This window comes from Pseudoalteromonas sp. A601 (genome assembly GCF_002165575.1).
Taxonomy (GTDB): Bacteria; Pseudomonadota; Gammaproteobacteria; order Enterobacterales; family Alteromonadaceae; genus Pseudoalteromonas.
The window spans coordinates 125505-137264 of sequence record NZ_MXQF01000004.1; the positions used below are offsets into that span (position 1 = coordinate 125505).

The window sequence follows — 11760 nt, forward strand, 5'->3', positions numbered from 1 at the left end:
CCTATGTTAATACAGTTAAACCCGACAGGTGTGTTAGATTTACTGTCGCAATTAGAAGTTGATTTATTAGAGCAGTCCTCTACCAGTGAACGCTATAAGCTATTTAGAAATTGCGCTCTGGCCGTCTTAAACGTTGGCAGTCATACCGATTCAAGCCTAGAAATTTATAACAAATACGAAAACTTTGATATTCGTTTATTAAGCCGTGAACGCGGCATTAAAATTGAATTAGAAAACCCACCAACAACGGCATTTGTTGATGGCGAAATTATTACGGGTATTCATGAACACATTTTTTCTGTTATTCGCGATATTCTCTTCATCTGTCAAAAATATGAAAAAGATCTAACCGAACAAAAAGCTATAACTCATATGGTCTTTGATATGCTTCGTAATGCGGGAGCATTAAAGGTCGATAGCGATCCGAGTATGATTGTGTGCTGGGGTGGCCACTCGATTAGTGAAATAGAATACAAATACACCAAGCAAGTCGGTTACGAATTAGGGCTACGTGGTTTAAATATTTGTACCGGCTGTGGTCCTGGTGCAATGAAAGGGCCAATGAAAGGGGCAACCATTGGCCACGCCAAACAACGTAATACCGATAATCGTTATCTAGGTTTAACTGAGCCAAGTATTATTGCCGCAGAGCCACCCAATCCTATTGTTAATGAATTAGTGATACTGCCTGATATTGAAAAGCGATTAGAAGCATTCGTTCGTACAGCACATGCAATTATTATTTTCCCGGGCGGCGCTGGCACAGCAGAAGAGTTGCTTTATCTATTAGGTATTTTATTACATCCAGATAATCAAAAGCAGTCGTTGCCAGTTATTCTTACTGGACCTAAAGAAAGTGAAAGTTATTTTATTGAATTGTGTAAATTTATAGAGCTGACATTAGGCCATGAAGCCTTAACTAAATTTGAAGTAATCATCGACGATCCGCAATTAGTGGCTGTAAAGCTCAAGTCAGCTATGGCCAATGTCCGCGATTATCGTAAAAGCCAAGGTGATGCTTATTACTTTAATTGGACTTTAAAAATAGATAACGACTTTCAACAGCCTTTTGCTCCAACCCACGAAAACATGGCGGGGTTAGATTTGCATTTAAATCAGCCTAAGCAAATTTTAGCGGCTAATTTACGTCGCGCATTTTCTGGCATAGTGGCAGGCAATGTAAAAGATGAAGGCATTCAAGCAATCAAGAAACACGGCCGATTTGTACTCAGTGGCGAACCTGCAATAATGAAAAATATGGATAAATTGTTACAGGCATTTGTCGCGCAAGGGCGAATGAAATTACCTGGGACAAAATATATCCCTTGTTATGAAATAAAAGCTTAAAGGTTACATGTGTCTGGACAATTACTTTTAATAGATGCGCTAAACTTGATAAGGCGCATCTATGCCGTTGATAGTAACCAAAACAAAGGTAGCGAAGAGCAAATGATTATGACCTGCTGTCAACGCGTTGCACATGCTTGTCAAAAACTCATTCGTTCATCACAAGCAACCCACGCAATTGCGGTATTCGATGGCGATAGAAGTTGGCGTTATCACTATTATCCACAGTATAAAAATAGCCGCTCCCCGATGCCTCAAACACTCAAAGATAACTTAGCTAAATTTAGTAAAGCAATTGAGGAGACAGGGATTGTTGTATTCACCCCAGAAAATGATGAAGCCGATGATATAATTGCAACACTTGCTTTTAAAGCCGCGAGGCACCATGTATCAAGCACTATTGTGTCAACTGATAAGGGGTTTTTTCCCGCTTTGAGTAGCACAATCCATGTTTATGACTATTTTAAAAAAAGCTACATAGAGCAACAAAGTATCCTAGATAGATTTAATGTAGAGCAACACAGATTGCTCGACTTTTGGGCGCTTGCAGGCGATAAAACCAATGATATTCCTGGTGTAAAAGGCATTGGCAGCAAAAGTGCGCAGGAGATTATTAGAAAACATCAGGATATTACCCAAGCACTAGATGATGACACACTCTCAGTAGCTATTCGTAACAAGCTAAGTACTGGAATGGAAATGTTTATCATATCAAAACAACTTGTTAGCCTACGAACTGATATCCATTTAGGCTTTAGTTTAAAGCAATTAAGACTCAACTTATCGCATTAACATAGCTGTTAGCTGCAGCTATGCGTATACTTGATAACAGAGCTTATCTTCATATGATCAATGTAGTGGCGCAGATGCGTCCGACTTTAAGAGAGTACAATGTTTAAAAAGGTTTTTCGTTACATCATACTAGGCCTAGGTGTTTATGCACTTATCGCTACTTTAGTAATTACCTTTTATAAAGATGATCCTCAGGCGATGATTTGGCAAGACAGAGAAGCGTTTAATAAACGCTTTATTGCAAAGCTAAGTATTGAACAACCGACAAATTTAAATCATGTATTGGATGATTTAGGCAGTCCTGACTTAACATATGCAAAACGCGTTGAAGAAAACGTATGGCAGATTATTTTTTACCGTACTCAACACGTTAAATCTGACGGCATTACCACAATGGATGAATGTACCGGATTACTGTTTAAAAATGGTGAGCTCATTTTATGGGGCCCAAGTGCTTATGAAACCTATATGCGCCGGGCTGACTAAGTTAATGCAAAATTCACCTTCTGAGCCGCTCATTTCCTTATATGAAAAAACACATCAATTATTGCGCCTATATAATGATAAAGAGCAATGGCCTCACACTTACCCACTATTGAATCAGCTTGCTGAGCAATTTTATCTGCTATATAAAACAAATCCAAATGCCCTACAAGCTCAACTGAGTTTGTATGTTGAAAGTTATGGTTACACTACAAATTTAGTTGTTACACAATGCACTCTTATCGCAGTTTTTTGTAAGAGCCTTAGTTATAACACGCAGGTATCACAGCTATTGCTCGCCGTTTGCCTCACTAATTACTTATGTGTTCAAGTACAGACGAATAAATTAGCTAAACAACACACTCTCAATCCGCAAGAGAAAAAACAATGGCAAGCGCGCCATCAATTGGCAATAAAGTTATTACAGTCGGCAAAAGTAGCCACGCCAAACATAGCTCGGATATTGGCTCCACTGAACAAATATAAGCAAGCTTTATTGAGCACGCCAAAAATCATGATTTATGACGGTGCAACAACACTGGTCGCTCTGGCCAACATTATTGCCATGAACATTACATACCGTGCTGCAAACGACCATGTAAGCTTATACAAAGCCGTTGCAGATATTTACGTACGTACCCCAAATAGCTTTGCCCAGCACGCATTAAAATCACTGATTAGTGAGATTGGACCCTACCTACCAGGTAGCATAGCTATCTTCTCTGATCAGCAATTGATCTACGTTGGCAAAACCAGTAAGAATAAGATACTCATAGTTAACTTAAATGATGGGAAACGAGTTCGCTGGCACGCGATATCTGGTAAAATTAGTTGTCAAGACAAGCAACGCCCAACCAAAGACAAACGTTTGATCTACGGTATTTGGTTTAATGAACACCTCGCAGCCCCTATTAACACTTCAGTGCATACTCAACAGCAGATTATTTTATTAATTAGTCAACTGAAAATTCAACACGAGTATTCATATCGCGCAATTGAAAAACTGTTAAAGAATCAAACTAATACCATAAACAATTTACGAGAAGCCGTTAAACCCTATAATAAAGAGCATTTAGCAGGTAAAGATCTACGCCATTGCTTATCTATGGTGGGAATAGATAACGCACCAGCAATTATACAACGGGTTCTTTTTCAGCAGCTTGTACAAACCCATCACCACCCTTTACAAGAACATATTAGAATTAGAACGGACGCGATTATTAAAATATTAGCATTACTAGTGAGTAAAGATACTAGCTTGCAATTTGAACAACTTACATTACCCATTTATGCATATGTAGCCTATTTATTTGACTACTGTAGTAATGCGCTAAGTCGTAAAATATTAAGCGATGATGAAGCCAAAAGTAATATTAGTCGCCCTCTGGCATGGCTATTTGGTGTAGAAAATCACGATAGCGAGCAATTATCGATTTCATTACTGAATCTAGTTGGTGATAACCCTTGGACCCAGCCTTTACTTGATGCAGAACAAAATAAAAAACAAAAGCTCAGTGTTGAATCCCAGTTATGGGTCTGCGTTAAACTTTTAATACTCAATGTGTTTCGGCCTGAAATACCACTTAGTAGTTGGCAAAATCAGACTATAAATAGCGTGCTTAAGAATTTAGGTTGGCAAAGCAGTCAGCATTTTTATGCGTATTTGCCAGACTTAAATTTGTCATCTAGCGTCTGATACCATCATTTTATTAGACATATTGCCTAATTTAACGGGTTTTAGTGGAAATTTACTGAATAAATTGCTATAAAAGCCGCTTAAATTTTCATATTCATTCACGTAAATAAATCTAACATGCGATCGCAGATTGTTTTTGCGAACTATTTATGTGCATTTCTAACTTTAATAGGAAAACTTCATGGCTAAACAAACCATCACAGTGATCAAAGGCGACGGCATAGGCCCAAGTATTATTGATTCAGCTCTTGAGATATTACAAGCCGCAGGATGCGATTTTGATTATGAATTCGTTGATGCAGGTCTAGCCGCGTTAGAAAAAACGGGTGAGTTATTACCGCAAGAGACTATTGAAACTATTGCACGTAATAAAATCACACTTAAAGGCCCGTTAACAACGCCTGTTGGTGAAGGTTTTACTTCAATTAACGTAACACTGCGCAAGCAGTTTGGTCTATACGCTAACGTACGCCCTGTTAAATCATTTGTTGGTACTAAAGCACGTTACGAAGACATTGATATCATAACAGTACGTGAAAACACCCAAGGTATGTACTCAGGCTTAGGTCAGGTGGTATCTGAAGACGGTAATGAAGCCCAAGCTATGTCGATGATCACACGTGACGGCGCAGAAAAGATCTTAACATTTGCTTATGAGCTTGCAGTACGTGAAGGCCGTAAAAAAGTAACAGCGGTACATAAAGCAAATATCTTAAAATCAACTTCAGGCTTATTCTTAAAAGTTGCCCGTGAAGTTGCTGAGCGCTATCCAGAGATAGAATCAACTGAAATGATTGTTGATGCAACGTGTATGAAACTTGTTATGAGCCCTGAAGAATTTGATGTAATCGTTACAACAAACCTATTTGGTGATATCTTATCTGACTTATGTGCGGGTCTTGTAGGCGGTTTAGGAATGGCTCCTGGTGCTAACATTGGTGAAGATGCCGCTATCTTTGAAGCTGTACACGGCAGTGCTCCAGATATCGCAGGTAAAAACCTTGCTAACCCAACATCAGTTATTTTAGCATCTATCCAAATGCTTGAGCATTTAGAAATGGCTGATACAGCTGAACGTATTCGTAGCGCAGTTGCTGACGTTATTAAAACGGGTGACCGTACTACTCGCGATTTAGGTGGCAGCCACGGCACCACTGATTTCACTCAAGCTGTGATTGATCGTCTATAGTTTAAAACATCGTTTTGAATATAAAAAAGCCAGTTTTCACTGGCTTTTTTCTTACTAATTTCATGTTATTTTCTTCTAAAGCACACGCCTAACAAACCGAGTAATACCCAGCCGAATGAGCCACCACTTGAACCAGAACTTGTAACCTGCTTTTGTACTGTGACCAACAAAGTAAATTCAGTTGTTTGCGCGGTTTTATCATCAGTAACTGTTAAAGTAACCGTATAGCTACCAGCTTGCTGATAAGTATGGGTTGAGTCTGCTGTGTTGGCTGTTTCGCTGTCACCAAAATCCCATAAATAGCTATAACTTCCGTAACCACCTTGTGTATCACTTTTAAATGCAACGGTTAAATCACTTGCAGAGTACTCACCTTGCGAATTTAATGGCACTTCAACTACTAGATTTTTATTTAAAGTAACGACTTCACCCTTGCTATCAGTCACAATAAGAGATAGAGCGTAATTACCGCTCAAATCATAGTTATGTGACACTGATTTAGTAGTTGCTGTATTTCCATCGCCGTAACTCCAAACATAGGTGTATGGCGCTTGACCACCAGTTACAACTGCCGTTGCAGTTAGTAGGCCTTGATCGATCTCACTGTTAATACTTGCGATTTCTAATGGTGCTGTCAGTGTAATTGTATATTGCTCTTGAGTCGTCTCACCTGATTCGGTTGTTCTTAAAAAACGAACCTCATAACTTCCATACTCTGAAAAAGTCACTGTTGGTCTGAGTTCATCACTTTGCTCATCATTACCAAACTGCCAGTTGAAACTGTCTGTGGGGGTTAACTCCATTCCGTTAATTTCAAACGTCACTGTTAAGTCATTCGCTGTATAAGCAATACCAGTTTGGGCACTGTAATTTAGATCAACTTCAACGTAAGAGCTATCAGATGCTTGATCAACAATGGAAAAACTAAAACCAAATGGGTTAAGTGCTACACCTGACTCTCGCTGTGCCGAAAAGTTATAATCAGCTGTATCAGTAAATTCACTGATAGCTGTTAAATGTTCATCGCCCAAACCTTGATGCTGTGAATACACACTAAATGCAGCATCGCGGATTTGAATATCTGTACTTGCAGGGGATTGGCTTGTTCCTTTCGCGATTGCATTTTGATCAGCATCTACAACTAAAATTAAGCCCTCCCCCGGATGCGCTGAGGTATTATTATTCTCATAGCCTAAATTTGCTAACCAAAGCAATAAGCCTGGAGAGTATTGTTCACTTTGCAAACCACTATCAATGCCTTCGTAGCTACGTAGTTGCAAATAATAGTGCTGTGGGGTGTCATAAATATACTCGCCAATTCGGCTAAAACCATTTGACGTAAACGCACTTTTAAACTCTGCGTTATCTTGCCAGATTACATTACCATCTTGACTTATTTTCATATCATCGACGACAAAACCATAGTATTCAACAAGGTTGTCTGTTACATACTTTATTGCAAGATCCACGTTTTGCCCGGCAAATTTAGAAAGATCAAAAGTATGTTCTAGGTAATTATTTGGCTGTTGTGCATTAGGGTGAAATAATGAATCCCCTGTAATAAAATGCTTCACATTTGGGTAATAAGCATTTGTTTGTGACGTGTATTGAGAAGCTATTGCTTGACCATTAACAGTAATTTGCACGTAATCATATTCGTTTTCAATACTATAATGCGCTTTTAGAGTTAATAGGGTCTGTTTATCTGTTGCAGGAATTGTAATGTCCTGCGCCATAGTATTATTTAGGTTATTACCCCTACCTGAGTAATATTGAAATTTACCTTCTACAGGTTGTTTAAATCTTTTTAATGTAGCAGGTAACTCAACTTTAATTTGGTTCAACAATTTATCAGTCGCACTGGCATGACTAATAACGGGGTTATTTATTTCGTTAACTCCACTTAAATCTAACGTGAGCTGATTTAGCCAGTTCCCACTGTAGCGATTTTGTAAATACTCCAGTGCATAAGGGCTAAACATAACTGGCTCTGAACCTTGTGGCGAACCAGCCCAACTGCCGCTTGACATTACAGACCAAGAAGCAACAGGCTCACCAATATTAGTGCTAACTAAATCGTACTCATCTGGCAAGCCTAAATCGTGACCAAACTCATGTACAACCACGCCAATACCCGCATCGATTGGATTAATAGTATACCCGAATAAATCAACCGAGCTGTTCGGTAGCTCTGTTGGCTGAAATTGGTCATTATAAACATAGAATCTATGGGACCATATGGCATCAGTTCCTAATACACCTCCACCGACTTCTTCGCCAACACTCGAGTGGAAAATCATAACATGATCGATAATTCCATTAGGTTCATTAGTGATTCCATCACCATCAATATCGTCCAAATCAGTTAAATCATACTCGCTTAAATCTATACTAAATTGATTTGCGGCTTTTTCTACTGCTTCTTTAACTAGACTTGGCGCATCTATATCTTTGTTATCCCCTTGCCGCTCACCATAAGCTTTAGCGTTTTTATCCGCCTGCACCCAGCCATACACTTGCCCTGTAAAGTTAAAACTATTGCCTGATGCTTGTTGGTAGTATTGATACACACTATTTAAGGTTTGTCCGCTAGGCCCTTCATAACCCGATGTTGAAAACAGCATTTGTTGATAATGTTGCACATCATAGTCAGTATAATACATTGCTGTATCTGTGATTTCTAAACCATTATCGTTATAAGGTAAATCGGGGAAATCGACTAAAATAGCCAATACTTTAACGGTTGTTTTTGTATCTGTAGGTGAAAGTGTTGAGCTATGAGCTTGATGTTTAAACTTAGTTTGTGTAACTAGCCCAGCATGTTTTTTAACATAGTCAGCAGCATGAATAGGGGTAGGTTTACCGATGAACTCATTAACAGCAATATTTTTATCTGAAGATTCTTTCAATTCGTTTCGTTTTTCAAGCCAATAGAGAATTCGTTCTTTATTAACAACACCAATATCAGTTGGGCTCGATGAGTATGCTTTGGCATTAACTAAACCTGTAAACAATGACAAAACAAGTGTGGCGCTTAACTTTATATATTTCACTATGAAGCCTGATTCATGCTTTTAATAATTTTTATAATAACAAAAAAAGACCGTACACATAACAGTAACATCAGCTGCGACACTCAAAAACACAAAACGCATAACTTCTGCTTTTTTTGCGTAATTTGAAATGCATTTCATTAAAAATAAAATGAAAAATAGAGAAAAAAGAAATATTAATGCAGGTTAATCAATTTAAGTATTGACATTAGGTGTTAAAAGACTTAAAAATAAACTATTAAAATAAGTTATGATTTAGTTAAGTGTTATGCACATGCTTCGCTAATCTATATAAATTAAAAGACACTTATAATGAAATATCAAATTCGCCTTTTTAACGTGCTCGTACTGGTCTTAGTCTTAAGCCCAGTGGGGATGTATTGAAAAGTGAATTCGCTTTTTAAAAACCCCCGCCACAAACGGGGGTTTTTTTATGCTTTTAAATAAAATACCTTAGCTACTTTTAAAGTAAGGGTCGATGGCACGCAGAGGAATGAGGATGAGTACACAACAATATAATGGTTCTGAACTAGTTGTTCAGTCATTAAAAAAATTAAAGGTAAAGTATATCTTTGGCTACCCTGGTGGGTCTGTTCTTGATTTATACGATGCTCTATTTCAACAAGATGAAGTAGAGCATATTTTAGTCCGTCACGAACAAGCTGCAACACACATGGCCGATGGTTATGCCCGTGCTACTGGCGAAGTAGGCGTCGTTTTGGCAACCTCAGGCCCAGGTGCAACAAATTGCATCACAGGCATCGCTACCGCCTATATGGATTCAATCCCAATGGTTGTCTTATCCGGTCAAGTACCGACAAGCTTAATTGGTGATGACGCCTTCCAAGAAACAGATATTGTTGGGTGCTCTCGCCCGATCGTTAAACATAGCTTCAATTGTCGTAGTGCAGAAGAAATACCAGCAATAATGGCAAAAGCGTTTTATATCGCAAGTACAGGCCGTCCTGGCCCTGTGGTAGTTGAGCTACCTAAAGACATGCTTAACCCTGCGCTTAAATATGATTTTCAATTCCCTGCAACGTCACAGCTACGTACCTATAGTCCTAATACAAAAGGTCATTCAAAACAAATTCGTAAAGCTGTAGCTGCTATTTTAGAGGCTAAAAAGTTAGTTATCTATTCTGGAGGCGGTATTGTTATATCGAATACCTCAGAGCAGCTTACTCACCTAGTTGAATCATTAAATGCGCCTATCACTAACACATTGATGGGATTAGGCGGCATTTCAGGTGTCCATCCTAACTTTATTGGTATGCTTGGGATGCACGGTAGTTTAGAAGCAAACAAAGCGATGGCCAATGCCGATGTAATTCTAGCACTGGGTGCACGTTTTGATGATCGTGTGACGAATAACGTCAAAAAGTTTTGTCCGAACGCAACTATTGTTCATGTTGATGTTGATCCTACATCTATTTCTAAAACCATTAAAGCCCATATACCTGTTGTAGGTTGCTTAGCGACTGTACTTGAACAATTACAAACAGCCATAGATAAAAGCCCTATCAATATCGATCGCAGCGCGCAAGAGGATTGGTGGCGACAAATTATCAGCTGGCGTGAACAAAAATGCCTAAGTTACAGTACTGATGGAGACAAAATTAAACCTCAAGCGGTTATTGAAGCCATATATAAAGCAACAAATGGTGATGCCTATGTAAGCTCTGATGTCGGTCAGCACCAGATGTTTGCGGCGCAGTATTACCCATTTAAAAACCCACGCCAATGGATCAACTCTGGTGGTTTAGGCACTATGGGCTTTGGTCTACCCGCGGCGATGGGTGTTAAACTGGCATTTCCTGATAAAGAGTCAATTTGTGTTACGGGTGATGGCTCAATTCAAATGAATATTCAAGAGCTCTCAACCTGCTTACAATATAACCTAGCGGTAAAAGTTGTATCGCTGAACAATCGTTCACTGGGCATGGTTCGTCAATGGCAAGATATGATGTATAACGGCAGACACTCGTCTTCTTACATGGAATCATTACCCGACTTTGTCAAACTGGCCGAAAGCTATGGGCATGTAGGTATTCGTGTCGATACGCTCGAAGAGTTACAACCTGCGATAGATAAAGCAATGTCTATCAATGACAAGTTAGTGTTTTTAGATATCTGTGTTGACGAAAAAGAGCATGTATACCCAATGCAAATTAAGCTCGGTGCTATAGATGAAATGTGGTTACGTAAAGGAGTAAAAGCATAATGCGTCGTATATTATCAATCTTACTAGAAAACGAGCCTGGCTCACTATCACGCATTGTCGGCCTTTTCTCGCAACGTGCCTATAATATAGATAGCTTAACAGTTGGCACAACTGACGATCATTCATTATCCCGTATAACAATTACGACTATGGGTGATGATAGAATTGTCGAGCAGATCACCAAGCAAGTGAATAAGCTAGTCGATGTGCTCAAGATAATCGACTTAACAGAAATGGCGCATATTGAACGTGAACTACTTTTAGTGAAAGTATTTGCGCAAGATGAAACAAAGCGCGCAGCGGTAACGCGTGTAGTGGATGTGTTTCAAGGTGCAATATTAGATATGGGCCGTAATAGTTATACATTACAGCTTGTTAGTAGTATTGATAAAATCGAATCATTTTTAGATACCTTGCGTCATGAGACTGATATTATCGAAGTGGTGCGCTCTGGTGCTGTAGGCATCGGCCGAGGAGATAAAGCCTTAAAAGCTTAGTATTTATAAGCTTACAAAAAAAGGGCTAATTAGCCCTTTTTTTATTAATAAGATAAAAGTGCTTATTAAGGATTAACTTGATCTTTAAGACCTTTACCCGCTTTAAAGCTTGGGATAGTTGCCGCTGAAATTTGGATTTCCGCACCAGTTTGTGGGTTACGGCCAGTACGTGCTGCACGCTCTTTTACAGAGAAAGTACCAAAACCAACTAGTGCAACTGAATTACCTTCTTTTAAAGAATTCGTTACTGCGCCAGTGAATGCGTCAAGTGCGCGAGTTGCTGCTGCTTTAGAGATTTCTGCATCAGTAGCGATTTTTTCAACTAATTGAGCTTTATTCATTTGTTAAATTCCTATTCGTTATTATTTTGCCTTCGCAAAACCTATCTTTATGCATTTTTAAAGTATTGGCAACAGCAAATTGCCATTTTTGCTTAAATTCTTAAAAAATGGGTAAAATTTAAATAAATTGCCGATAAA

Annotated in this window: 9 protein-coding genes; 7 read left to right on the forward strand and 2 right to left on the reverse strand. The window is 38.8% G+C overall.

Annotated features, from left to right (window positions below; translation table 11 throughout):
* Window positions 1-3: 3 nt before the first annotated feature.
* The 5 genes from ppnN (at window position 4) to B5G52_RS04585 (ending at window position 5507) form a co-directional block, all read left to right on the forward strand.
* The gene (gene ppnN / locus B5G52_RS04565; protein ID WP_087531520.1) at window positions 4-1347 is read left to right on the forward strand and encodes a nucleotide 5'-monophosphate nucleosidase PpnN; all 1344 of its coding nucleotides are present in this window, start codon (window positions 4-6) and stop codon (window positions 1345-1347) included.
* A gap of 9 nt (window positions 1348-1356) precedes the next feature.
* Window positions 1357-2139 carry a flap endonuclease Xni gene (gene xni / locus B5G52_RS04570; protein WP_087531521.1) on the forward strand — a complete coding sequence of 261 codons (783 nt, stop codon included), beginning with the start codon at window positions 1357-1359 and terminating at the stop codon, window positions 2137-2139.
* A 99-nt stretch (window positions 2140-2238) separates the two neighbouring features.
* The gene (locus B5G52_RS04575; RefSeq protein ID WP_087531522.1) at window positions 2239-2625 is read left to right on the forward strand and encodes a DUF3192 domain-containing protein; all 387 of its coding nucleotides are present in this window, start codon (window positions 2239-2241) and stop codon (window positions 2623-2625) included.
* Window positions 2597-4318, forward strand: coding sequence for a hypothetical protein (locus B5G52_RS04580; protein WP_087531523.1), 1722 nt, complete (start codon window positions 2597-2599; stop codon window positions 4316-4318). The genes B5G52_RS04575 and B5G52_RS04580 overlap by 29 nt, the downstream gene beginning before the upstream one ends.
* A gap of 181 nt (window positions 4319-4499) precedes the next feature.
* The gene (locus B5G52_RS04585; protein WP_087531524.1) at window positions 4500-5507 is read left to right on the forward strand and encodes an isocitrate dehydrogenase; all 1008 of its coding nucleotides are present in this window, start codon (window positions 4500-4502) and stop codon (window positions 5505-5507) included.
* Between the two features lie 65 nt (window positions 5508-5572).
* On the opposite strand, the gene B5G52_RS04590 is transcribed toward B5G52_RS04585, so the two are convergent.
* A complete protein-coding gene (locus tag B5G52_RS04590; RefSeq protein WP_254911138.1) occupies window positions 5573-8560 on the reverse strand; it encodes an immune inhibitor A domain-containing protein in 2988 nt (995 codons plus the stop codon).
* Window positions 8561-9059: 499 nt separating this feature from the next.
* Here B5G52_RS04590 and B5G52_RS04595 point away from each other — a divergent pair, with 499 nt between their 5' ends.
* Together B5G52_RS04595 and ilvN are read left to right on the forward strand one after the other, a co-directional pair.
* A complete protein-coding gene (locus B5G52_RS04595) occupies window positions 9060-10784 on the forward strand; it encodes an acetolactate synthase 3 large subunit (protein WP_087531525.1) in 1725 nt (574 codons plus the stop codon).
* Complete coding sequence (gene ilvN / locus B5G52_RS04600; RefSeq protein ID WP_087531526.1) at window positions 10784-11281, forward strand: acetolactate synthase small subunit; 498 nt, start codon at window positions 10784-10786, stop codon at window positions 11279-11281. Before B5G52_RS04595 ends, ilvN begins: the two co-directional genes overlap by 1 nt.
* A 65-nt stretch (window positions 11282-11346) precedes the next feature.
* On the opposite strand, the gene B5G52_RS04605 is transcribed toward ilvN, so the two are convergent.
* Window positions 11347-11622 carry an HU family DNA-binding protein gene (locus B5G52_RS04605; protein ID WP_087531527.1) on the reverse strand — a complete coding sequence of 92 codons (276 nt, stop codon included), beginning with the start codon at window positions 11620-11622 and terminating at the stop codon, window positions 11347-11349.
* Window positions 11623-11760: the final 138 nt, after the last annotated feature.

Bases quoted from the DNA above. Each gene is read 5' to 3' on its own strand.
- ppnN (WP_087531520.1), top strand. From the start codon at position 4: ATGTTAATACAGTTAAACCCGACAGGTGTGTTAGATTTACTGTCGCAA.
- B5G52_RS04575 (WP_087531522.1), top strand. From the start codon at position 2,239: ATGTTTAAAAAGGTTTTTCGTTACATCATACTAGGCCTAGGTGTTTAT.
- B5G52_RS04580 (WP_087531523.1), top strand. From the start codon at position 2,597: ATGAAACCTATATGCGCCGGGCTGACTAAGTTAATGCAAAATTCACCT.
- B5G52_RS04585 (WP_087531524.1), top strand. From the start codon at position 4,500: ATGGCTAAACAAACCATCACAGTGATCAAAGGCGACGGCATAGGCCCA.
- B5G52_RS04595 (WP_087531525.1), top strand. From the start codon at position 9,060: ATGAGTACACAACAATATAATGGTTCTGAACTAGTTGTTCAGTCATTA.
- ilvN (WP_087531526.1), top strand. From the start codon at position 10,784: ATGCGTCGTATATTATCAATCTTACTAGAAAACGAGCCTGGCTCACTA.
- B5G52_RS04605 (WP_087531527.1), bottom strand. From the start codon at position 11,622: ATGAATAAAGCTCAATTAGTTGAAAAAATCGCTACTGATGCAGAAATC.